This is a genomic window from Microbacterium sp. NPDC058269 (assembly GCF_042881445.1).
Classification (GTDB): Bacteria; Actinomycetota; Actinomycetes; order Actinomycetales; family Microbacteriaceae; genus Microbacterium.
In genome coordinates this window covers 1,542,210-1,563,414 of record NZ_JBHVXT010000001.1, presented here as the reverse complement: position 1 = coordinate 1,563,414, position 21,205 = coordinate 1,542,210, and the positions used below count along the sequence as shown (strand labels likewise).

The window sequence follows — 21,205 nt, the reverse complement described above, 5'->3', positions numbered from 1 at the left end:
TACCGGTACCCAGCAACACTGAGTACCAACCGAAACGAAAGGAGGACCTCATGGGCAAGCAGATGACCGAGATGCTCAAGGGCACTCTGGAGGGCATCGTTCTGGCCCTCCTCGCCGAGCAGCCGGCATACGGGTACGAGATCACCACACGCATCCGCGACCACGGGTTCACCGACATCGCCGAGGGCACGATCTACGCACTCCTCGTGCGCATCGAGCAGAAGAACCTCGTCGACGTCGAGAAGGTCCCGAGCGAGAAGGGGCCGCCGCGCAAGGTGTACACCCTGAACGCACAGGGCCAGCAGGAGCTCGAGGAGTTCTGGAAGACCTGGGACTTCCTCGCGCAGCACATCGCACAGCTGAAGCAGACCAACACCGACAACAGCACCACCCCGAACGAGGAGAACTGATCATGGCCGCAAAGTGGATCGAAGCAATCACCGGATCGCTCGAGGAGAAGAAGCAGTACAAGCAGGCTCAGGCCCGCATCAACGCCCTGCCCGAGCCCTACCGCGAGGTGGCGAAGGCCCAGCAGCGCTACAACATGTACTACGGCGGCGTCACCGACGGCGACACCATCGTGCAGATGTTCCTCGACATCGCCGATCTGTGGGAGCGCGCCGCCATCGACGGCACCCCGGTCAGCGCGATCGTCGGCGACGACCCCGTCGAGTTCGCCGAGAACTACGCAGCGGCGTACGGCGGACGGCAGTGGATCGACAAGGAGCGCACGCGCCTCATCAAGGCATTCGACGACGCGAAGAACAAGGAGAACGAGTCATGACGAACCCCGCCATCTCGGTGCGCGGCATCGAGAAGTCCTACAAAGATCTGCACGTGCTGCGCGGCGTCGACTTCGAGGTCGAGAAGGGCAGCATCTTCGCCCTCCTCGGCTCGAACGGCGCCGGAAAGACCACCATGGTGCGCATCCTCTCCACCCTGCTGAAGTCGGACGCCGGCACGGCGACCGTGCAGGGTGTGGACGTCGCCGCGAACCCGGTCGGCGTGCGTGAACTGATCAGCCTCACCGGACAGTTCGCCGCCGTCGACGAGATCCTCACCGGACGCGAGAACCTGGTGTTGGTCGCGAAGCTGCGGCACCTGCCAGACGCCGGAAAGGTCGCCGACGACCTGCTGGCGAAGTTCCGCCTGACGGATGCCGGTGGCCGCAAGGTCGGCACGTACTCCGGCGGCATGCGTCGCCGGCTCGACATCGCGATGAGCCTGGTCGGACACCCCGAGGTCATCTACCTCGACGAGCCGACCACAGGCCTCGACCCCGAAGCCCGCATCGAGGTGTGGGACGTGGTCAAGGAACTCGCGAACACCGGCACCACGGTGCTCCTGACCACGCAGTACCTCGACGAGGCGGAGCAGCTGGCCGACCGCATCGCGATCCTGCACGAGGGCCGCATCATCGCCAACGGCACGCTCGCCGACCTGAAGAAGCTGCTTCCGGCCGCGAAGGTCGAGTACGTCGAGAAGCAGCCCACCCTCGAGGAGATCTTCCTCACCCTCATCGGCCCCAAGGCCTCGGAAAAGAAGGAGGACGCAGCATGACCACGCACTTCGCCGCCGACACGGCGACACTCACCGGCCGCTCCATGCGGCACATCTTCCGCAGCCCCGACACGATCATCACCACGGCGGTCACCCCGATCGCGCTGATGCTCCTGTTCGTGTACGTCTTCGGCGGTGCCCTCCAGCAGAGCACCGGCACCGACAACTACGTGAACTACCTGCTCCCCGGCATCCTGCTCATCGCGATCGCATCCGGCATCGCCTACACGGCGTTCCGGCTGTTCACCGACATGCAGAGCGGCATCTTCGAGCGGTTCCACTCCATGCCGATCGCCCGATCGAGCGTGCTGTGGGCCCACGTGCTCACGTCTCTGACGGCGAACGCCATCACCCTGGCGATCATCTTCGGCGTCGGATTCCTGATGGGCTTCCGCACCGGGGCGAGCTTCTGGGCCTGGCTCGGAGTCATCGGCATCCTGATGCTGTTCACCTTGGCGCTCACCTGGCTGGCGATCATCGCGGGCCTGAACGCCAAGACGGTCGACGGCGCGAGCGCGTTCTCGTACCCGCTGATCTTCCTGCCGTTCATCAGCTCGGCGTTCGTGCCGACCGACACCATGCCGGCTCCGGTGCAGTGGTTCGCCGACAACCAGCCGGTCACCTCGATCGTCAACACCATCCAGGCGCTGTTCGCCGAGAAGCCCGTCGGCAACGACATCTGGGTCGCTCTCGCCTGGTGCGTCGGCATCCTCGTGGTCGCCTACGTCTTCGCGATCATCTCCTACCGGAAGAAGGTCAGCTGATCTTCGCCCAGCGAGACGGGACGCTCCGACCGGGTCATTCGACCCTGCCGGGGCGTTTCGCCGCGCTCGGCGGGTGCCAAGCGCTCAGGACGGAACCGGGTACGCGGAGACCATGAGCAGATATGCGATCGTGATTGCAATAAGACTCAAACCAATGGTCACGGCACCAATGATGTGCGGCGACGCCCTCCTCAGCAAAGCGACGACAAACAGCAGAGCTTGAAAGACGACGAGGACGATCAGTACAACCTCCAGGCCATCCGCTGCAAAATTGGCGATGTCATCCCTACACGACGAAACGCACCCATCCATCCTCATTGCCGTGAGATAGATGAGGAGCATGCCGCCACACGCGACTGCGATTTGAGCCACCATCCAGAGCGTTGCGGCGATGTAGCGACGTGGTGGCACACGCCGAATCGGTCCCCATTTGCTTGTCGAGGTCATGAGAAGTCAGTCATCATGTGCTGAACGAACGAACGCGGACCCGACATGTAGTACTTATACGAACTGTGTATCGCATTGTCAATCGGACTTCCAGCCTGGCAAGTCCAATCCTTCGCGAAGCAGTACGAGCGGATCTTGGGTACCCATTGAGGGTTGGGGCTGGTGCTTCCTTGAGGCCATCCCCAGGACTTGTATTCGGATGCAAGATAGTCCAAACTCGCTTGCCCCCTGGCGAATCCGCAACGGGTTCGAGGTCGAGTCGGCCGGGGTCGTCTCCCGCCAGCAGCCCGACCCTCTGGTGACCGCCGAGGCCTGAGACTGCCGCGCGGGTGGCCAGGCGTGGGGCGGAGTTCTCCGCGTCGGGAGGAGCCTCGAGCTCGAGATCTCCTCCCGAACGCGAGATCTCCTCCCGCCGGCGCGCTCAGACCGGCGCGCTCAGACCGTGCGCAACGCCGCCGTGGGCGACAGCCGCGCGGCGCTGATCGCCGGATACAGCCCCGCGATCACTCCCACCACGAGCGCCACGACCGGGCCCCCGACGAGCACGACCAGGGGGATCGTCGCCGCCTGCCCCTGGATGCCGGCATAGACGAACACCCCCGCCGCGCCGAGCAGCAGTCCGGCGAGGCCCCCCAGGCCGCCGAGCACGATCGCCTCCGCCACGAACTGACCCGCGATCTGCCCCGAACGCGCACCGAGCGCTCTTCGGAGTCCGATCTCGCCGCGCCGCTCCAGCACCGCCACCACCATGGTGTTCGCGATGCCGATCCCTCCGACCAGCAGAGCGATCGCCGCGAGTCCGACCGCGAGGCCGGACAACGAGTCATCCGCGGTGTCCCGCGCCCCGGCGAGGTCGCCGAGTCCGGTCACCTGCACATACGGGGAAGACGGATTCGCCGCACGGGCGATCGCATCACGGACCTTCTCGCCCGTGCCCCCGTCTGCCATGCGCACATAGATCGAGGCGATCGTGTCATCGCCCTTCGCCGACACATGCTCGGCCGCCCAGTGATCGCCGATGAACGCACTCGCGTCAATCGACTCCGCGAGGCCTGCCGAGTCCAGGATCCCGATCACGGTGTACCACTGCTCGCCGATCCACACCCGCACGCCCGGCTCGGTGATGCCCATCCGCGCAGCCGCCGCAGACCCGAGCACGGTCACCGGCAGCGATCGGTCGGTCTCGTCGAACCACGAGCCCTTCGCGACCGACCCCTCGACCGATGCCAGGAAGTCGGGGCTCGCCGCGTAGGCGGTCAATCCGTTGCCCTGGCTCTTCGGCATGAGGTCGTTGCGGTACACGCCGGTGTCGTCGGGCACCTTCTCGAGCACCCCGACCTGCTCGACCCCCTTCACCCGCTCGATCATCCCGGCGGCCGTCTCGGGCAGCGCGACCGGCTTGTTGTCCGGCCCGTACCCCGGCTGCACCACGATCATGTTCGCCCCGAGGGCGTCGAGCTTGGACAACAGCTCGGCCTGGTTCGATGCGGCGATGCCGGTGATCGCGGTGAGCGCCGCGATGCCGACCGCGACGCCGAGCGCCGACAGGGCCGTACGCATCTTGCGGCTGCGCGGGCCGATGAGTGCCGTACGGATGCTGTCCGCGACGCTGAGCCGCGGCATCCGCTCTCCTCTGCGCCTCATGCCGCGACCTCTTCTCTCTCCGGTGAGCCCGTGTCGCTCACGATGCGTCCGTCGTGGATGCTGACCTGCCGCTGGGTGCGCTCCGCGATGTGCGGATCGTGCGTGATGATCACGACCGCGGTGCCGGAGTCGGCGATCGATGTGAGCAGTTCGAGGATGCGCTCGCCCGTGGTCGAGTCGAGCGCTCCGGTGGGCTCGTCGGCGAACAGCACCGACGGATTCCCGACGATCGCCCGGGCGATGGCTACCCGCTGCTGCTCGCCGCCGGAGAGCTGACCGGGCCGGTGCTTCATGCGGGCGCCGAGTCCGACCCGTTCCAGGGCCGCCGCCGCACGCGTCGAGCGCTCCGCCGCAGGGACTCCCGAATAGAGGAGCCCGAGTGCGACGTTGTCGACCGCGCTGAGGGCCGGCAGCAGGAAGAACTGCTGGAACACGAACCCGATGCGGCGAGCGCGCAGAACCGCCCGCTCGCGTTCGGCGAGGGCTGCGGCATCCGTCCCGTCGATCAGCACGGTGCCGCTGGTGGGGTCGTCGAGGGTGCCCATGATCGAGAGCATCGTGCTCTTGCCCGATCCGGATGCTCCGACCACGGCCACCAGTTCGCCGCTCTCGATCGCGAGGCTCATGCCGTGCAGGACGCGCAGCGGCGGGCTGCCCGGATACTCCTTGATCACGTCGACGAGCTCGACCACGGTGTCCGGAGTCATTGCGCCACCACCACGGCATCGCCCGCAGCGAGGTCGCCGCCCGTGACCTGCACCTTGGTGTCGGCGATCAGACCGACCTCGACCGCCACGCGTTCGATCTTGCCGCTCTTTCGGAGCACATCGACGGCGTAACCGCCGTCGGTCGTCGCCACCAGGGCGGTCACCGGAACGACCAGCGCGTCTTTCACCTCCGAGGTCGCGAACACGACCTTGACCGCGCGCAGGCCGATGCCCCCGGCGACGGCCGGATCGTCGAACTCCACGTTCGCGGTGGCCGGTGTGGTCTCGCCCTCCTTCTCGGTCGGCTGTCCGCCCGGATCGACGGCCGTCACCGTGGCCGGGGCCTCCGTGCCATCGGGCAGGATCACCGTCACCCGCGTGGCGGGCAGGATCTCGCGTGCCTGCGCATCGGTGAGCTTGGCGACGACCCGCAGGGTGGTGCTGGTGTACTTCAGCGGACTCGTGCCCGCCGGGTCACCCAGCTGCGCCTTCACCGACTCGACGCGCACCGACGCGGCGGTGATCGCGACGACGTCACCCAGCTTGACGATGCCGTCCTGCGGCACCCCGAGCGACTTCTGCCAGGCCTTGACGTTGGTCTCGGTGACCGCGGTGAACTCGTCGTCCACCGTCATGTTCCTGCCGAATCCGAGGTCGGCGAGCGCCTGCTCCAGCTGACGGACGTCGGGGCCCTTCTCGACGCCGACGCCGAGGTCGCGCCAGAACGGACGATCGCCGCGCATCGCGATCACCGGTTTCCCGTCGACCTCGTAGATCGCCTGGCCGACGCCGATCACGTCTCCCGCGGTCGGCAGGCGCGTGATCGTTCCGCCGCGCCCCGGCAGGGCGATGGATGCTCCGTAGCTCAGGTTGCCGTTCAGGCGCAGGTCGGAGGTCAGGGTGGTGAGCTCGGCCTTGGCGGTGACGGGCTTCTTGCTGTCGTCGGGAGACTCGGCGACCGAGCTCCACGGCTGCAGCACCGCCAGCGCCACCGCCGCGGCGATGAGCAGGACCCCGACCGGCACCAGCACCTTCGTCAGTCGACGGCTCATTCGTCGCCCCCGGAGGGCATGACGGTGGCCGCGCTGAATCCACCCTCGAAGAACTCGCCGATCAGGGCGAAGAAGTCGAAGTCGACGGACTCGACGCTCTCCGGCGAGAACATCGGAGGCATGTCGCCCGCGGTGTCGGCGCAGGCCTCGAAGAGAGTGCGGGCCTCGTCTTCGGTGATGCCCTTGGGGAGCGTGAGCATGCCGTCGGCGTCGGGGTCGGCGAAGTCCGCGAAGCCGTTGTCCCGTGCGCACGAGGCGAAGGCGAGCCCCGCCTCGATGAGTTCCTCCGGCGAGATCATCTGCGTCTGCGCGCCCTCCTTCATCGAGATGTCGGGTTCCGGCTGCGTGAACTCGGGCACCTCCTCCTCGCACTTCTCCCAGGCGGCGCGCTGACCGCCCTCCTCGGGGTAGCCGGATGCCGCGGTCGAGGCGAGCCACGTGCCCTCGTCGTCCGAGAAGATCATCGTCATCGGCATCTCCTCGCCTTCACCGGCGCTGAGCGAGGCCGAGCTGTCGCTGAGCGCGCCCATCCCTCCTTCACCACTGGCCACCTCGGGCATCAGCAGACCGACCTGGCCGCCTTCGACGATCTTCGCCGTCTGACCCTCACCGGTGAGGCACGTCACGAATCGTGCGGCGGCCGCATCGTTGGCGCCGTCCTTCGCCTTGTCGTCCCCGGACGGCGCGGTGCAGGCGGAGAGCGCGAAGAGCGCCACGACAGCGGGCATCACCACCATGGAACGGCGTGCTTTCGAGTCGAACATGACTTTCCCTTTCTCGCGGTCGCAGCTCATCCGCGACGTGCAGTCAGTTCTACGGATGCGGTGGTTTGCTGTGGGTATGACGGCGCCTAACCGGAAACTAACCGCGCAGCGCGCACCCTCGGAGACGGGAGGTGCCATGCGACTGCTGCTGGTGGAAGACGAGGTCGACCTGGCCGACACGCTCGCCGACGGTCTGCGCCGTGAGGGGTATCTGGTCGATGTCGCCCGCGACGGGGCGAGCGCCCTGACCGCAGCCGCGTCGAACGATGTCGACGTGATCGTGCTCGACCGCGACCTGCCCGTGCTGAGCGGCGATGCCGTGTGCCGCACGCTCGTCGCGCAGGAGTATCCGGCGCGCATCCTCATGCTCACGGCGGCCGGCACTCTCAACGACCGCGTCGAGGGGCTCGACCTCGGCGCCGACGACTATCTCGCCAAGCCGTTCGCGTACGTCGAGCTGCTCGCACGCCTCCGCGCCCTCGGCCGTCGCGGACAGTCGACACGGGCGAGTGCGGTCCTGGAGTTCGCGGGCGTGCGCCTCGACGTCGTGCGGCGCGTCGTCGAGCGAGACGGCACGCCGATCCGGCTCACCCTCAAGGAGTTCGGGGTGCTCGAGACTCTGCTCGCAGCCGAAGGCGGCTACGTCAGCGCCGACGATCTGCTCGACGAGGTGTGGGACGAACCTCTCGAGCGCACCCGCGGCGTGGTCAAGATCGTGGTGCACACGCTGCGACGAAAGCTCGGCTCGCCCGCGGTGATCCACTCCGCGGCGGGGCACGGCTATCGAGTGGGGACGGAATGAGACGCCTGAGCTTTCGCACCCGGCTGGTGATCATCATCGCCGGAGTGTTCATCGCCGCGGGCGCCGCGCTGCTCACGGTGCAGTACCTGGTGGTGCAGTCGCTGTTCGCCTCCGCTATCGACACGACGGCCGCGACCTGTGTGCCGTCGCTCTCGGTCACGCAGCTCCCGCAGGGAACACCCGCCACGAACGGGACCGGTGTCGAGGGGATCTCGCCGCTCGAAGGCAGCAGCGGTCTGCTCTACGGCGCCACCAGCACCGGATGCGCGTACTTCGCCGAGACCGCCGACGCGGCCGACTTCCAGGTGGCCACTCCGATGCAGACCGTGGCGATCGACGCCGTCGAGGGAGCAGTGCTGCAGCAGTCGACGTTCCTCGCGGACGAGGTCGGCAGCGGTCTGCTGCTGTGGTCGATCGTGGTGCTCGTGGCCTTCACCGGAGTCGCCGCCGCGATCGCGTTCTGGCTCGCCCGGCGATCGCTCGACCGCATCGGGGAGGTCACGGCCGCGGCGCGCGACATCTCGGAGCGCGACCTCGGACGCCGGCTCGACCTGCCGGGCCCCGACGACGAGATCAAGGAGCTGGGCGACACGATCGACGGGATGCTCGACCGGCTGCAGTCGGCGTTCACCGCGCAGGACCGCTTCGTGGCGAACGCCTCGCACGAGCTGCGCACCCCGTTGACCACGACCAGGACGGCGCTGGAGATCCCCCTCGAACAGGGAGCGGTGCCGGCAGACCTGCAGGCCAACATGCAGCGGGCGCTGCGGGCCACCGAGCAGAGTGAGCGCCTCATCACGGCTCTGCTCGCCCTCGCTCGTGCCCGCACCGGACTGGACGAGGTCGAACCGGTCGAGGTGAGCGGACTCATCGATGACCAGGTCGACGACCTCGACGCGCAGGAGATCACGGTGCACACGAATCTGCGCGCACTCACGGTCGAGGGTGACGCCGTGCTGCTGGCCAGGGCGGTGCGCAACCTGCTCGAGAACGGCATCCGCCACAACCAGCCCGGCGGCGAACTGTGGGTGCGGTGCCGACGTGAGCGCGGACGCGCGATCATCGAGGTCGAGAACACCGGGGCGCCGATCACTCCCGCCACCGTGGAGCTGCTCACCGAGCCGTTCTACCGCGGCGATGCGAGCCGCACCTCCGCCGGCCCCGACGGGACGGGCCTCGGGCTCGCGATCGTGCAGAGCATCGCGAAGACCCATGGCGGCGAGGTGCGATTGCGCGCCCGCAAGGGCGGCGGTCTGATCGTCGCGATCGTCCTCCCGCTCTGACCACGGCGCTCCGGTCCCGGAACGCAGAAGCTCCGGTCGCACTTCCTGTCGCCCGGCGGACCGGGAAGCGGCAGGACGTGCGACCGGAGCGAACCTCTGAGAGGCGCTTGCGTAGGGCGGGTCAGCTGGTGACGGTCCAGTCGAACTGGTCGCCGTACTCCTTCAGCCATGCGTCGACGGCATCCGCTTCCTTGCCCTCGCCGTACTCGTTGACCACGAGGTCTTCGAGTGCACCGTACTGCTCGTCGTCGAGCTTGATCTTCTCGATCAGCTCAGCGGCCTCGGGGAACTCGTCGGCGAAGCCCTTGGTGCCCAGGAAGTGCAGGCCTTCGGCCTTGCCCATCGCACCCTTGGGGTCTTCGAGGTCCTTCACGGGGAAGGCGTCGTTGGCCCAGAACGGACGCCACAGCGTGACGACGATGTCCTCCTGCTTGTCGGTCGCGGTCTTCAGCTCGGTGAGCATGGCCGCGGTCGACGAGGTGACGAGCTCGTACTCACTGTCGAGTCCGTACTCGGGCATCATCTTCTCGGTCTGGGCGGTGAGCCCTGCACCCGGCTCGATGCCGTAGATCTTGCCGTCGAACTCGGCACCCTTGCCCACGAGGTCCTCGATCGAGGTGAGCTCGGAGTACTCCGGCACCGCGAGGGTGAGCTTGGCGTTCTCGTAGTACTTGCCCAGGTCCTCGATGTCGTCGCCGTACTTCTCCATGTACTCGGCGTGCGTGAGCTCCGGCCAGGCCGACGGGTACATGTCGACATCGCCCTGCGCGAGCCCGGTGTAGAGGGGACCCGCCTCGGTGAGCGTCTTCATCTCGACCGTATAGCCGATCTTCTCGAGCTGGTCCTGCAGCAGGTACGCGGTGCTCAGGCCGTCGGTCCACGAGGGCAGGAAGCCCAGGGTGATCGTGCCCTTGTCGTCGGCGTTGCTGTCGCCGCCGCCCGTGCCGCCGGCGCCGTCGCCACTGCATCCCGCGAGGGTGAGCGAGGCGGCGATGCCCACTGCCGTGATAGCCAGGATCTTCTTCTTCATGTGATTTCTCTCTCTCGGTTCCGTATGGGTGTTGTTCCGTAGGGGTGAAACTCTCAGCGCACCCCGCCGCCGACCGCGTTGCGGCGGGGCGAGGTCGCGGCGCGTTCCGCCGCGTCGGCGGCATCCTGCTGCTCGATGACCTCGGGCGCGGGGGCGGATGCTGCTCCGCCGCCATTTCCGCCAGCGCCAGAGTGCGGCGCGCGACGCCGCTCGAGCATGCCGAGCAGCGACGAGCGGTTCTCGCCCGGTGCGCCCAGCGCAGCGGTGACGCGGTCGAGGAAGACCGCGATCAGCACGACGCCGAGACCGGCCTCGACGCCCTTGGGGATGTTGATCGTCGAGATCGCCTCGACCACCATCTTCCCGAGGCCGTCCGCGCCCGCCATTCCCGCGATGACAGCCATCGACAGGGCGAGCATGATGACCTGGTTGACGCCGGCCATGATGGTCGGCATCGCGAGCGGCAGCTGGATGCCGCGCAGGATCTGGCCCGGCTTCGCACCGAACGCCTGTCCTGCCTCGACGGTCTCGGAGTCGACACCGCGGATGCCGAGCTCGGTCAGACGCACACCCGGGGGCAGCGCGAAGATCACGGTGGCCACGAGACCCGGCACCACACCGATGCCGAAGAACACGATCGCCGGGATCAGGTACACGAAGGCCGGCATGGTCTGCATGAAGTCGAGCACGGGCTTGAGCACCGCGCGCACGGTGGAGTTGCGCGCGGACCAGATGCCGAGCGGCACGGCGATCAGCACCGCGATGACGGCGGCGACGAGCACGAGCGCGAGGGTCTGCATCGCGGGAACCCAGAGGTCCATCCCGACGATCAGACCGAACGACACGATCGTGCCGACCGCGAGCTGCCACGAGCGCACGACCCAGGCGATGAGCGCGGCGATCACGATGATGACCGCGAAGTTCGGGGTGAGCAGGATGCTCGTGAGCCCGTCGACGAGGAAGCTCATCACGAACGAGATCACGTCGAGCAGGCCGTCGAGGTTGTCCTTGATCCAGTCGACGCCGGATTCGATCCAGGTTCCGACGGGGATGCGGAAACCATCCATCAGCGCACCTCCTCCGTGGTCGGGGCATCGGCCGGGTCGGCGGTCCACCCGTCATCGAGCACCGCATCGATCTCCGCCTGCGGCATCGGCATCAGCGGAAGGGTGATCTCCTCGGTCGAACCGGGGCCGGGGCCGAGGGCGGCGAGCAGCGTCACGCGAGGGATCACGCCGACGAGTCGTCCGTCGGCATCCGTGACGGCCAGCGGCACCGGCGACTCGACGGCGGGGACGAAGAGGTTCATCAGCACATCGTCTTCGCGCACGCTCTGCAGCACGGGCTTGATGATCGAGTCGAGGGTGGTCGCGCCGTTGCGCACGAGCTTGACCGCATCGCGGTCGGTCACGACGCCCACGAGCTGCCGGTCACGGCCGACCACGTAGGTCGCCGACATGTAGGCGTCGCGCATCTGGCGCAGGGCTGTGCGGGGGCCGGCGGTGTGCGGCACGACGGGGCGCGGGCGCTCCATCACGTTCGCGGCGGTGAGCACGCGAGCGCGGTCGACGTCCTGCACGAACTGCTCGACGTAGTCGTTGGCCGGATCCATCAGGATGTCCTCCGGCGTGCCGATCTGCACGATGCGGCCGTCGCGCATCACGGCGATCCGGTCGCCGAGGAACATGGCCTCGTTCAGGTCGTGCGTGATGAACACGATCGTCTTCTGCAGCTTCTGCTGCAGTTCGAGCAGCTGCTCCTGCATCTCGCGACGGATCAGCGGGTCGAGCGCACTGAACGCCTCGTCCATGAGCAGGATGTCGCTGTCGGCGGCGAGCGCACGGGCGATCCCCACGCGCTGCTGCATGCCACCGGAGAGCTCGGAGGGCAGCTTCTCGCCCTGGCCCTCGAGCCCCACCAGCGACAGGATCTCCTCGGCCTTGGCGAGGCGCTCGGCCTTCGGTACGCCCTTGAGCTCCAGGGGGTACGCCACGTTCGCGGCGACCGAACGGTGCGGCAGCAGGGCGAAGTGCTGGAAGACCATCGAGATGCGATCGCGCCGGATGTCGCGGAGCTTCGACGACGGGATGCCCGTGATGGGGTCGCCGTTCACGGTGACGGTGCCGTCGGTGACGTCGTGCAGCCCGTTGAGCATGCGGATGATGGTGGACTTGCCCGATCCGGACAGGCCCATGATGACGAAGATCTCACCGCGGTTGACGGTGAAGCTGGCGTCGATGACTGCCGCGGTCCCGGCATCCGCGACAGCGGCGCGGCTCTCACCGGCTTTCAATCGACGGACGGCGGTGTTCGGATTCTTACCGAAAACCTTGTACAGATTGCGCGCTTCGAGAGCGATTTCGGACACGTTTCCCCCGCGGCTCGCCTTCGGGTGGCTGAGCCTGCTTCGGTTACGCCCGGGTGAGGCTCTCGGGGCCGTTCGACATGATCGCTGTGGCGGCACAGACGGCGGATTTCGGATCCGCCGCGATAGAGCATCGACCGTACGTCCACGCCTCTTCGCAGCACAGCTCATCGAAAGAAGGACGTGGTCGCGGACTGGTCTTCGGGCCGTCAGGCCCACGTTCCAACGTAACGAAATGGCCGATCAGGGGCAAATCCCGGGTGCGCGAGGAGCTCTCGTTTCGGCGGCTGACCGGGGAATTGCACGGGTATTCAACAATCCCCCCCTTGCACGGTCCGCGGGTCAGGAATCGGGCGTTTCCGAGCTGCGGATGCTGCGAGTGACGGTGAACTTCGGGGTGCGCTGCAGCTGCGCGGTGGGACCGATCAGCCGCGTGAGCTCGGCACGATATCCGAGCGAGGAGTTGTAGACCGTGAAGAGCTCGCCGCCCGGTCGGAGCACGCGCGCTGCGGCCTCGAACAGGCGGGTCGCAGCCCCCGTGTGGATGCTCGCACCGAGGTGGAACGGCGGGTTCAGCAGCACCAGGTCGATGCTCGCATCCGGGACCTCGGAGGCGGCGTCGTCCTGCGTGACCGTGACGCGGTCGGCGACCCCGTTCGCCACGGCCGTCGCGCGTGCGGATGCCGCGGCCGCCGCGGAGCGGTCGGTCGCGATCACCCGCGCCTCGGGATGCGCGAGTGCATACGAGACGGCGAGTGCCCCGGTTCCGCAGCCGAGGTCGAGCACATCGGCGGCGGAGCTCGTGGGCTCAGTGCCGAGCACCTCCAGCAGTGCCCGCGTGCCGATGTCGAGGCGGGCACCCGCGAAGGCTCCTCCGTGCGCGACCAGCGTCAACCCGTCGTGCCGCGCGGTCACCGGGAACGGCGGGTCCGCAGGGACGGGGAGGGGCCCGGAGGACACGATCAGCCGCGACTTCCGCTCGGCCCGCTGGGGCTGCACGTGCGCGAAACTGCGCCCCAGGACGTCGTTCTGGGTGAGGGTCATGTGCTTGACCCGGCCTCCCGCGACGAGCACGACATCGGGAGCAGCCCACCGGGCCACGGCGTCCGCGATCTCCTCGAGCTCCGCGAGCGCCTTCGGCAGCTGCAGCAGCACGAGGCGCGCGCCGGAGAGCAGCGCCGGTTCGAGCTCGTGCGCAGTGCAGCCGGCGAGTCCGAGTTCCTCGGCGTTGCGCTGCAGGGCGCGGCGGCCCGTCGCGAGGTCCTGGTGCACACGGATGCCGTGCCGCCCGGCCGCCATCAGCGCCAGAGTGATCGCACCGTACTCATCGCCGACCACGACGGTCTCGGAGCCGGGGACGTCGAGGGAAAGCGCCCGTTCGACGAGCAGCAGATCGGTTGCGTCATACGCCTGGAGGTTGTCCGCCTCGACGTCGGGCCAGCGGCGCAGGCGACTGTAGGGGAACTCCGGCACCAGCCCACTGTACGCGGGGGGTCGTAAGGATTTCGTATGGGTTGTTTTCGCCCGATTCACAACTTTGTGAATCGGGCGTACGCTCCCGCGCATGACCACCGTCATCGCCACCCGGAACCTCACCAAGCACTACGGGCACGTGCACGCGCTCGACGGCCTCGAGCTCACGGTCGAGCATGGTCAGGTGCACGGCTTCCTCGGCCCGAACGGCGCGGGCAAATCGACCACGATCCGCATCCTCCTCGGCCTCGCACGGCGCACCTCCGGCGCGGCGACCGTGTTCGGCGCAGACCCCTGGGAGCGGGCGGTCGACCTGCACCGGCGCATCGCCTACGTCCCGGGCGACGTCAGCGTGTGGCCGAACCTGTCCGGGGGCGAGGCCGTCGACCTGCTCGCGCGGCTGCGTGGCGCCCGCACGAAGGATCCCGCGTACCAGCACGAGAAGAAGCGGTTGATGGACGCGTTCCAGTTCGACCCGCGCAAGAAGGGCCGCGCCTACTCGAAGGGCAACCGGCAGAAGGCCGCGTTGATCGCGGCGTTCGCGGTGCCGGCCGACCTCTACATCCTCGACGAGCCCACCAGCGGGCTCGATCCCCTGATGGCGGTCATCTTCCAGCGCGAGGTCGCCCGTGCTCACGCGAACGGTGCGACCGTGCTGCTGTCGAGCCACATCATGAGCGAGGTCGAGCAGCTGTGCGATCGAGTGTCGATCATCCGCGCCGGCCGCATCGTCGAATCCGGCACGTTGACCGAGTTGCGGCACCTCACCCGCAGCGACGTGTCGTTCACCCCCTCCGGCGCCACTCTCGAACAGGTCGCCCGCATCCCTGACGTGCACGACCCCGAGCAGCAGGGCGACCGCATCCGCCTCGCCGTCGACAGCGACCGCACCGCCACGGTGCTCCCCGCTCTCGCCGCCCTCGGCATCAGCGACCTGCGCGTAGCCCCGCCCTCGCTCGAAGAGCTGTTCCTGCGCCACTACGGCGACGATCTCGCGACGCTCGAGGCCGCGGAGGACGCCGGCTCGGACGACGCGGCTCCCGCCACCCGTCGCGAGCGCCGCGCACGCACGGGGCGTGCGTGATGTCCGCCTTCGGTCTGCTGCTCCGACAACGGCTGCGGCGCGACTGGCTGCAGCTGAGCCTGTGGATCGTCGGCACCGCGCTCATGGCGTTCGCGGGGTACGCCGGCGTCAGCCAGTCGTACTCGACCCTCGCCGACCGGCAGAACATCCTGGCCGCAGCGCTGGCGAATCCGGTGATCCTGATGTTCCGCGGGCTTCCGTCGGGCACGTCGGAGGGGGCGTTCCTGGCCTTCGAGGTGCTGCCGTGGCTGGCGTTGCTGGCCGCGCTCATGAGCACGTTCCTCGCGGTGCGGCACACGCGCGGCGATGAAGAGGCCGGACGCGCCGAGCTCGTGTGGGCGACACCTGCCGGACGGCGGCTGCCGACCATCGCCACCATCGTGCACGGGATCCTGGCCAACGTGGTGCTGGCCGCGCTCACGGCAGTGGCCCTGATCGCCACCGGGCTTCCGTCTGCGGGGTCGCTCCTCGCGGGGGCGGCAGCGGCGTCCTGCGGCATCGCGTTCCTCGGCATCGGGCTGCTCTCCGCACAGCTCATGCGCACCTCGCGCGGCGCGAACTCCCTGACCATCTGGGTGCTCGTCGCGACGTTCCTGATCCGCGGCATCGGCAATGCGGCGGGAACCCCGAGCGATGACCTCACCCGCATGACGAGCGCCTGGCCGGCCTGGCTCTCACCGTTCGGCTGGGCCGAGCAGACGCGCCCCTACGACACCGACCTCGCCGGGCCGATGCTGCTCGGCCTGGCCTTCGGCCTCGTGCTCGCCGGCGCATCCGTCGCCCTGCAGTCCCTGCGCGACATCGATGCCAGCTTCGTCGCGGAGCGCCCCGGCCGGGTATCGGCTCGGTCGGGACTCGCCTCGCCGCACGCGCTGGTCTGGCGGCTCACCTCCGGCTCGATCGTGGGATGGGCGATCGGAGGCGCGATCACCGGCATCCTCGCCACGACGCTGAGCGGACTGGTCGACCAGATCTCGGGTGAGAATCCGGCCGTCGCCGACATCCTCAAGAAGATCGGAGGCGCGACGGGCGGACTCGACGAGGTCGTCGTCACGGTGTTCTTCACGCTGCTCGGCATCCTCGCGGCGTGCTGCGCCGTGCAGACCGTGGTGCGCGCGCGACAGGAGGAGGCCCGCGGCACCACCGAGGCCGTGCTCGCCACCCCGGTCGGACGCGTGCGCTGGCTCGCCGACTACGTGATCGTCGGGGTGGTCGCCGTGCTGATCGTGGTGGCCGCCGCCGTGCTCGCGGGATGGGCCGGCGTCTGGTCGAACGGAGGCGACGAATCGCTCTACCGCATCGTCGCGGTGGCGGGGCTCGGCCAGGCCGTCGCGGCGGCGATCTTCGCGGTACTCACGGCACTGGTCTTCGTGTTGCTCCCCCGTGCGACGACCGCTGTGGCGTGGAGCCTCGTGCTGCTGGCGGCCCTGCTCGGCATGTTCGGACCGCTGTTCGGGCTTCCCGAATGGAGTGCGAATCTCTCGCCGTTCGCGGTGACACCCGTGGTGGACGGCGCCGGTGTGGATGCGCGGGGCCTGTGGTGGCTGGTGCTCGCCCTGGCCGCGGGTGGCGCGGGCGCCCTGACGCTGATGCGACGTCGCGAGCTCGCCCCCGGAGCCTAGGAGGCGGGATGCGCGACGACAGCACCGAGGACCGCGATCCCGCGGCGTCGATTCAGAGCAACGGCCCACACCGCGGCGTGGAACCCGCCGAGCAAGCTGCCGCCATGATGACCGCCGCCGGGATGCCGCGGATGCCGGCGCGCGTGATGATGGCGCTGGTCGCCGCTCCCGAGGGCGGATACACAGCAGCCCAGCTCGGCGAGCGCCTCGGTGCCTCCGCCGCCGCCGTCTCCGGCGCGGTGCGCTACCTGCAGCAGCTGCACTTCATCCAACGTCGTTCGCGCCCCGGCGACCGGCGCGACCGCTACGAGTTCGTGCACGATACGTTCTCCAGCTCGATCGTCGGGAACATGCCGGTGTACTCCCGCCTCTCCGAGTACATCGACGACATCGCCGCCGAGCACGACGACGACCAGGGAGCCCACGACCGGGCCGTCGAGCTCGCCGAGTTCTTCCGGTTCCTCTCCGCGCGCATGCTGCAGATCGTCGACGACTGGCGCGAGCACCGCCGCGAGACCTGAGGCCACCCTCCCCTACCTCGTCCTCGACCTCACGCCGTCCTCGCGCCCGGACGCAGCATCCGGAGCTCTTGACATCCGTCCGGGTTCTGTGGTTACTTAGTCAAGTAAGTAACCCACTAACCCCAGCGGAGGACTCGTGATCGAAGAAGGCAAGCCGCTCTTCCTCCAGATCGCCGAGCAGATCGAGGACTCGATCGTCGACGGCTCACTCGCCGAAGAGGCTCAAGCCCCTTCCACGAATGAGCTGGCCGCGTTCTACCGGATCAACCCCGCCACCGCAGCGAAGGGAGTCGCCATGCTCACCGACAAGGGAGTGCTCTACAAGCGCCGAGGCATCGGCATGTTCGTCGCCGAGGGCGCCAGGGACCTGCTCCTCGGCGAGCGCCGCACCGCCTTCGCCGACCGCTATATCGACCCGCTCCTCGCCGAAGCCCGCACGCTCGGGCTCGGCGCCGAAGACCTCGCGGACCTGCTCCGGCAGCGCGCCGCACTGACCACCGACGCAGAAGGGAAGACCCCCGCATGACCGCCGTCATCGAGGTGCAGAACCTCAGCAAGCGCTACAAGGAGAAGCGAGCGCTCGACAACGTGTCGCTCTCCATCGAGGGGGGCGCGATCTACGGCCTCCTCGGCCGCAACGGTGCAGGGAAGACGACCCTCATGTCGATCCTCACCGCCCAGAACTTCGAGTCGTCCGGCACCGTGAAGGTGTTCGGCCAGCACCCCTACGAGAACGCGCACGTGCTCAGCCGGATCTGCTTCGTCCGCGAGAGCCAGAAGTACCCGGACGACGCCTACCCCAAGCACGCGTTCAAGGCCGCGAGCCTGTTCTTCCCGCACTGGGATCAGGCCCTCGCCGACGAGCTCATCGCCGAGTTCCAGCTGCCGATGAAGCAGACCATCAAGAAGCTCTCCCGCGGGCAGCTCTCCGCCGTCGGAGTCATCATCGGACTCGCCTCGCGCGCCGAGATCACGTTCTTCGACGAGCCCTACCTCGGCCTCGACGCCGTCGCCCGGCAGATCTTCTACGACCGCCTGGTCGAGGACTACGCCGAGCATCCGCGCACCGTCATCCTGTCGTCGCACCTGATCGACGAGGTCTCGAACCTCATCGAGAAGGTCATCGTGATCGACAACGGTCAGATCCTCCTGCACGAAGACACGGATGCCGTGCGCGACCGCGCCGTGACCGTGGTGGGCGAGGCCGCCAAGGTCGATGCCTGGGTCGGCGCCCGCGAGGTGCTGCATCGTGAGGCGCTCGGCCGCGTGGCATCCGTCACCGTCCTCGGAGCCGTGTCGGCTGAGGAGCGCACCGAGATCGCGGCAGCCGGGCTCGATCTCGCGCCGGTCTCGCTGCAACAGCTGATCGTGCGTCTCACGCAGAAGGTCGATGCGGAAGCGACCAGAGACGCCGCCGCGAAAGAGGAGGTGCGCTGATGCGACGCACATTCAACGTCATCCGTCTGCAGCTGATCAACAAGGGCACCTTCGTCTGGTACCCGCTGATGATCCTGGGTGCGGCGGTGGTGATCTCGGTGATCATCTACGCGATGATTCCGGGAGACGGCCCCAAGTACGGCGGCGGCGGCCAGGCACCGCTCTGGTACTTCTTCGCGATCGGCATGTCGGCGATGACGCTCACCTTCCCGTTCTCGCAGGCGATGAGCATCACCCGTCGGGAGTTCTTCTTCGGAACCCTGCTCACGGCGATCCTCGGCAGCGCCCTCATGGGCATCCTGTTCCTGATCGGCGGCGGCATCGAGGTGGCCACGAATGGCTACGGCGTGAACGGCTATCTGTTCTACCTGCCGTGGCTCTGGGAGGCGGGTCCGCTCGGCGCCTTCGTGGTCTACTTCACCCTCGCGCTCTTCTTCTTCGTGATCGGATTCACCGGCGCGACGATCTACAAGAGCTGGGGACAGCTGGTGCTCCTCATCGTGAGCATCGGACTCTCCCTGGTCCTGGTGGGCCTCGTCTTCCTGGTGACACGCCTCGAGCTCTGGGGTGACGTCGGAGCGGGCATCATGAACCTCGGCGCGCTCGGCATCGCGCTCTGGGGGCTCGCGGTCGTCGCGGTGCTCACCGCCGTCTCGTTCCTCGCATTCCGCAGAGCCATCCCGTAGGAGCACATCTCCCGACGACGCCGGCCGCCCTCCTGGGCGGTCGGCGTCGTCGCGTGCACGCGACGCCCGCGACGTCGCGTGCATGCGCTACCGGTACGCCGCCGCGGAAGCAACCCGCTCGCCTCGTGCGCACCGACCGCATACGCTCGCGGCATCACCCACCCCGACAGCGCCCCGACAGAGAGAGGATGCCGTGACGCAGACCCGCACCCGCCTCCGGGTAAGACGAGCAGGCGTCGAACGCGCGCTCCATGACGCCGTCCGCCCTGCGCGCCTGCTGCTCGTCGCCAAGACGACCCTCGCGGTCGGGCTGGCGTGGATGATCGCCCCGCACATGCCCGGCGTCACCGACCAGTACCCGTACTACGCACCCCTCGGCGCACTGGTGAGCATGTATCCGACGCTGATGGGTTCGGCGAAGTCGAGCCTGCAGACGCTGCTCGGCCTCGCCACGGGAATCGGTCTCGCCACGATCGTGGTGCTGACGGTCGGCCCGACCTGGTGGACGATCCCCCTCGTGGTCGGCATCGGAGTGCTGGTCTCCGGCACGGGCTGGTTCGGCGCCGGTCGCGAGTACGTGCCGATGGCCGCCCTGTTCGTGTTGATCATCGGCGGGCAGAATGCCGACGACTACTCGCTCGGCTACCTGACGCAGACGGCGGTCGGCGTGGTCATCGGCCTGGTCGTGAACCTGGTGATCGCCCCCGCGCCCCTCACCGTCGCGGCCGCGGGACGGGTGGCGGCCTTCCGAGAGCAGCTCGCGGCACACCTGCACGACATCGGAGCGGCGGTGTCGGAGTCGTGGCCTCCCGAGCATCAGCAATGGGCCGACGATGCGGCCTCCCTCGCCGACACCTCCTCCGAGCTGCGGGCGGCGCTGACGGAGGCGGACGAGAGCCGTCGCGGCAATCCTCGCGCCAAGGGGCATCGCTCGCGGATCCAGCAGAGCCACGACGAACTCGCAGCCCTCGATCGCATCGCCCACCTCATCCGCGACATCTCCGACGCGATCGCCGACACCATCTGGGATCGACCGGCCGGTCTGGCACTCGACCCCGCACTGCCGGAGCCCCTCTCCGCCGCCTGTCATGCGGTCGCCGATGTGATCGCGCAGGGCGATGCCTCCTCCCGCGAGGATCACCGCGCCCGCGGCGAAGCGGCCCGCGCGATCCGGCTGCTTCTCGAGACCGTCGATGACCGCACCATCGACGTTCGGCGGTCGATGGGCCCCGGGGTGCTCACCGCCATGCACCTGCGCCGCATCCTGATCCTGAGCGGAGCATCCTGATCCTGAGCGGAGCATCCTCCCCCATCGAGGACTAGCCCGATCGAGTACTACCCGCGTCAGATCGTGTCGTCAGCGGCGATCAGGTCCATCTGCCAGAAGCGGCCGTCGGGGTCGGCGCTGTCGTGCGCATCGTCGGCGATGCTCAGGATGTCGTTGATCTTCACCATCACGTCGTCGAACTCCGACTCGGTGAGCCGGATCGTGCGCTGGGTGAAGGCGGCGTGCACCTCGGCCGTGCGTCCGGCGACGTATTCCGGGGTCCACGCGATCACTCGGCGCATCAGGTCCTGGTGGTCCTCGACGAGGGCGGCGATCACCGCTGTCCCGAGGGCCTCATCGGCGACCGGGCTCTCCGGACCGCCGACGTTGAGCGCCCCCTTGTGGCCGGTCCACACGCGATCGCGTCGGTCGCGGGCCTTGTCGGGTGCCTCTTCGATGAGCCCGGCGTCGGCGAGCGCGCGCAGATGAAAGCTCGCACTGTTGGCCGGCACTCCGAGTTCGGCGGCGATGTCGGCGGCGCGGAGGAACTCCCGCCGCGAGAACAGGCGGATCATCTGGCGGCGCAGCGGGTGCGAGTAGGCCTTGAGCATGGCCGAGGTCATCCAAACGGGGTCGTCGCTCCTGCTCTTCGCGTTGTCCTCCGTCATGTGCCGATCCTACCCGCACCCCCAATTGC

The 21,205-nt window shown here is 68.3% G+C and carries 23 protein-coding genes; 13 read left to right on the top strand and 10 right to left on the bottom strand.

Annotated features, from left to right (window positions below):
* Positions 1-50: 50 nt before the first annotated feature.
* Genes ACFVWL_RS07730 through ACFVWL_RS07715 form a run of 4 tightly spaced genes read left to right on the top strand, consistent with a single transcriptional unit; the run spans position 51 to position 2,324 of the window.
* On the top strand, positions 51-410 hold the full coding sequence (locus tag ACFVWL_RS07730) for a PadR family transcriptional regulator (protein WP_387180607.1): 360 nt from the start codon (positions 51-53) through the stop codon (positions 408-410).
* A gap of 2 nt (positions 411-412) precedes the next feature.
* Positions 413-784, top strand: coding sequence for a DUF1048 domain-containing protein (locus ACFVWL_RS07725; protein WP_387180604.1), 372 nt, complete (start codon positions 413-415; stop codon positions 782-784).
* Complete coding sequence (locus ACFVWL_RS07720; protein ID WP_387180602.1) at positions 781-1,560, top strand: ABC transporter ATP-binding protein; 780 nt, start codon at positions 781-783, stop codon at positions 1,558-1,560. The genes ACFVWL_RS07725 and ACFVWL_RS07720 overlap by 4 nt, the downstream gene beginning before the upstream one ends.
* Positions 1,557-2,324, top strand: a complete 768-nt coding sequence (locus ACFVWL_RS07715) for an ABC transporter permease (RefSeq protein WP_028501359.1) — start codon at positions 1,557-1,559, stop codon at positions 2,322-2,324. Before ACFVWL_RS07720 ends, ACFVWL_RS07715 begins: the two co-directional genes overlap by 4 nt.
* Before the next feature lie 84 nt (positions 2,325-2,408).
* Here the strand turns inward: ACFVWL_RS07715 and ACFVWL_RS07710 are convergent, their stop codons facing one another.
* The 5 genes from ACFVWL_RS07710 to ACFVWL_RS07690 form a co-directional block, all read right to left on the bottom strand.
* Positions 2,409-2,696, bottom strand: a complete 288-nt coding sequence (locus ACFVWL_RS07710) for a hypothetical protein (protein ID WP_387180598.1) — start codon at positions 2,694-2,696, stop codon at positions 2,409-2,411.
* Between the two features lie 510 nt (positions 2,697-3,206).
* Positions 3,207-4,394 carry an ABC transporter permease gene (locus tag ACFVWL_RS07705; protein WP_387180597.1) on the bottom strand — a complete coding sequence of 396 codons (1,188 nt, stop codon included), beginning with the start codon at positions 4,392-4,394 and terminating at the stop codon, positions 3,207-3,209.
* Between the two features lie 17 nt (positions 4,395-4,411).
* Complete coding sequence (locus ACFVWL_RS07700) at positions 4,412-5,122, bottom strand: ABC transporter ATP-binding protein (protein WP_387180594.1); 711 nt, start codon at positions 5,120-5,122, stop codon at positions 4,412-4,414.
* The gene (locus ACFVWL_RS07695; RefSeq protein WP_387180590.1) at positions 5,119-6,174 is read right to left on the bottom strand and encodes a peptidoglycan-binding protein; all 1,056 of its coding nucleotides are present in this window, start codon (positions 6,172-6,174) and stop codon (positions 5,119-5,121) included. The genes ACFVWL_RS07700 and ACFVWL_RS07695 overlap by 4 nt, the downstream gene beginning before the upstream one ends.
* Positions 6,171-6,938 (bottom strand): hypothetical protein, encoded by a 768-nt coding sequence (locus ACFVWL_RS07690; protein ID WP_387180587.1) that lies wholly within the window; start codon positions 6,936-6,938, stop codon positions 6,171-6,173. Before ACFVWL_RS07690 ends, ACFVWL_RS07695 begins: the two co-directional genes overlap by 4 nt.
* A 136-nt stretch (positions 6,939-7,074) precedes the next feature.
* On the opposite strand from ACFVWL_RS07690, the gene ACFVWL_RS07685 reads away from it, so the two are divergent.
* Positions 7,075-7,740 (top strand): response regulator transcription factor, encoded by a 666-nt coding sequence (locus ACFVWL_RS07685; protein ID WP_387180584.1) that lies wholly within the window; start codon positions 7,075-7,077, stop codon positions 7,738-7,740.
* Positions 7,737-9,023 (top strand): sensor histidine kinase, encoded by a 1,287-nt coding sequence (locus ACFVWL_RS07680; protein WP_387180582.1) that lies wholly within the window; start codon positions 7,737-7,739, stop codon positions 9,021-9,023. Before ACFVWL_RS07685 ends, ACFVWL_RS07680 begins: the two co-directional genes overlap by 4 nt.
* Before the next feature lie 121 nt (positions 9,024-9,144).
* Here ACFVWL_RS07680 and ACFVWL_RS07675 read toward each other — a convergent pair whose 3' ends face one another.
* The 4 genes from ACFVWL_RS07675 to ACFVWL_RS07660 all read right to left on the bottom strand — a co-directional run bounded on the left by ACFVWL_RS07675 (position 9,145) and on the right by ACFVWL_RS07660 (position 13,891).
* Positions 9,145-10,053, bottom strand: a complete 909-nt coding sequence (locus ACFVWL_RS07675; RefSeq protein ID WP_387180579.1) for a glycine betaine ABC transporter substrate-binding protein — start codon at positions 10,051-10,053, stop codon at positions 9,145-9,147.
* 53 nt (positions 10,054-10,106) lie between these two features.
* Entirely contained in the window at positions 10,107-11,120 is a 1,014-nt protein-coding gene (locus ACFVWL_RS07670; protein WP_387180577.1) for an ABC transporter permease, read from the bottom strand.
* Positions 11,120-12,421, bottom strand: a complete 1,302-nt coding sequence (locus tag ACFVWL_RS07665; protein ID WP_387180575.1) for a glycine betaine/L-proline ABC transporter ATP-binding protein — start codon at positions 12,419-12,421, stop codon at positions 11,120-11,122. The genes ACFVWL_RS07670 and ACFVWL_RS07665 overlap by 1 nt, the downstream gene beginning before the upstream one ends.
* 339 nt (positions 12,422-12,760) lie before the next feature.
* Positions 12,761-13,891 (bottom strand): class I SAM-dependent methyltransferase, encoded by a 1,131-nt coding sequence (locus tag ACFVWL_RS07660; protein WP_387180572.1) that lies wholly within the window; start codon positions 13,889-13,891, stop codon positions 12,761-12,763.
* Between the two features lie 91 nt (positions 13,892-13,982).
* Between ACFVWL_RS07660 and ACFVWL_RS07655 the strand changes: the two genes are divergently transcribed.
* The 7 genes from ACFVWL_RS07655 (at position 13,983) to ACFVWL_RS07625 (ending at position 20,529) form a co-directional block, all read left to right on the top strand.
* Positions 13,983-14,975 (top strand): ATP-binding cassette domain-containing protein, encoded by a 993-nt coding sequence (locus ACFVWL_RS07655; protein ID WP_387180569.1) that lies wholly within the window; start codon positions 13,983-13,985, stop codon positions 14,973-14,975.
* Positions 14,975-16,597 carry an ABC transporter permease gene (locus tag ACFVWL_RS07650; RefSeq protein ID WP_387180566.1) on the top strand — a complete coding sequence of 541 codons (1,623 nt, stop codon included), beginning with the start codon at positions 14,975-14,977 and terminating at the stop codon, positions 16,595-16,597. Before ACFVWL_RS07655 ends, ACFVWL_RS07650 begins: the two co-directional genes overlap by 1 nt.
* An 8-nt stretch (positions 16,598-16,605) precedes the next feature.
* Positions 16,606-17,118, top strand: coding sequence for a MarR family transcriptional regulator (locus ACFVWL_RS07645; protein WP_387180563.1), 513 nt, complete (start codon positions 16,606-16,608; stop codon positions 17,116-17,118).
* A 136-nt stretch (positions 17,119-17,254) separates the two neighbouring features.
* A complete protein-coding gene (locus tag ACFVWL_RS07640; RefSeq protein WP_387180560.1) occupies positions 17,255-17,644 on the top strand; it encodes a GntR family transcriptional regulator in 390 nt (129 codons plus the stop codon).
* Positions 17,641-18,555 carry an ABC transporter ATP-binding protein gene (locus ACFVWL_RS07635; RefSeq protein WP_387180558.1) on the top strand — a complete coding sequence of 305 codons (915 nt, stop codon included), beginning with the start codon at positions 17,641-17,643 and terminating at the stop codon, positions 18,553-18,555. Before ACFVWL_RS07640 ends, ACFVWL_RS07635 begins: the two co-directional genes overlap by 4 nt.
* Positions 18,555-19,241, top strand: coding sequence for a hypothetical protein (locus ACFVWL_RS07630; RefSeq protein ID WP_387180555.1), 687 nt, complete (start codon positions 18,555-18,557; stop codon positions 19,239-19,241). Before ACFVWL_RS07635 ends, ACFVWL_RS07630 begins: the two co-directional genes overlap by 1 nt.
* 193 nt (positions 19,242-19,434) lie before the next feature.
* The gene (locus ACFVWL_RS07625; protein WP_387180552.1) at positions 19,435-20,529 is read left to right on the top strand and encodes an aromatic acid exporter family protein; all 1,095 of its coding nucleotides are present in this window, start codon (positions 19,435-19,437) and stop codon (positions 20,527-20,529) included.
* Between the two features lie 56 nt (positions 20,530-20,585).
* Here the strand turns inward: ACFVWL_RS07625 and ACFVWL_RS07620 are convergent, their stop codons facing one another.
* Entirely contained in the window at positions 20,586-21,176 is a 591-nt protein-coding gene (locus tag ACFVWL_RS07620; protein WP_387180549.1) for an ArsR/SmtB family transcription factor, read from the bottom strand.
* Between the last annotated feature and the right edge of the window lie 29 nt (positions 21,177-21,205).

What these genes read in the sequence shown, in the direction of transcription:
- ACFVWL_RS07730 (WP_387180607.1), top strand. Translation starts at nt 51, where the DNA reads ATGGGCAAGCAGATGACCGAGATGCTCAAGGGCACTCTGGAGGGCATC.
- ACFVWL_RS07725 (WP_387180604.1), top strand. Translation starts at nt 413, where the DNA reads ATGGCCGCAAAGTGGATCGAAGCAATCACCGGATCGCTCGAGGAGAAG.
- ACFVWL_RS07720 (WP_387180602.1), top strand. Translation starts at nt 781, where the DNA reads ATGACGAACCCCGCCATCTCGGTGCGCGGCATCGAGAAGTCCTACAAA.
- ACFVWL_RS07715 (WP_028501359.1), top strand. Translation starts at nt 1,557, where the DNA reads ATGACCACGCACTTCGCCGCCGACACGGCGACACTCACCGGCCGCTCC.
- ACFVWL_RS07705 (WP_387180597.1), bottom strand. Translation starts at nt 4,394, where the DNA reads ATGCCGCGGCTCAGCGTCGCGGACAGCATCCGTACGGCACTCATCGGC.
- ACFVWL_RS07700 (WP_387180594.1), bottom strand. Translation starts at nt 5,122, where the DNA reads ATGACTCCGGACACCGTGGTCGAGCTCGTCGACGTGATCAAGGAGTAT.
- ACFVWL_RS07695 (WP_387180590.1), bottom strand. Translation starts at nt 6,174, where the DNA reads ATGAGCCGTCGACTGACGAAGGTGCTGGTGCCGGTCGGGGTCCTGCTC.
- ACFVWL_RS07690 (WP_387180587.1), bottom strand. Translation starts at nt 6,938, where the DNA reads ATGTTCGACTCGAAAGCACGCCGTTCCATGGTGGTGATGCCCGCTGTC.
- ACFVWL_RS07685 (WP_387180584.1), top strand. Translation starts at nt 7,075, where the DNA reads ATGCGACTGCTGCTGGTGGAAGACGAGGTCGACCTGGCCGACACGCTC.
- ACFVWL_RS07680 (WP_387180582.1), top strand. Translation starts at nt 7,737, where the DNA reads ATGAGACGCCTGAGCTTTCGCACCCGGCTGGTGATCATCATCGCCGGA.
- ACFVWL_RS07675 (WP_387180579.1), bottom strand. Translation starts at nt 10,053, where the DNA reads ATGAAGAAGAAGATCCTGGCTATCACGGCAGTGGGCATCGCCGCCTCG.
- ACFVWL_RS07670 (WP_387180577.1), bottom strand. Translation starts at nt 11,120, where the DNA reads ATGGATGGTTTCCGCATCCCCGTCGGAACCTGGATCGAATCCGGCGTC.
- ACFVWL_RS07655 (WP_387180569.1), top strand. Translation starts at nt 13,983, where the DNA reads ATGACCACCGTCATCGCCACCCGGAACCTCACCAAGCACTACGGGCAC.
- ACFVWL_RS07650 (WP_387180566.1), top strand. Translation starts at nt 14,975, where the DNA reads ATGTCCGCCTTCGGTCTGCTGCTCCGACAACGGCTGCGGCGCGACTGG.
- ACFVWL_RS07645 (WP_387180563.1), top strand. Translation starts at nt 16,606, where the DNA reads ATGCGCGACGACAGCACCGAGGACCGCGATCCCGCGGCGTCGATTCAG.
- ACFVWL_RS07635 (WP_387180558.1), top strand. Translation starts at nt 17,641, where the DNA reads ATGACCGCCGTCATCGAGGTGCAGAACCTCAGCAAGCGCTACAAGGAG.
- ACFVWL_RS07630 (WP_387180555.1), top strand. Translation starts at nt 18,555, where the DNA reads ATGCGACGCACATTCAACGTCATCCGTCTGCAGCTGATCAACAAGGGC.
- ACFVWL_RS07620 (WP_387180549.1), bottom strand. Translation starts at nt 21,176, where the DNA reads ATGACGGAGGACAACGCGAAGAGCAGGAGCGACGACCCCGTTTGGATG.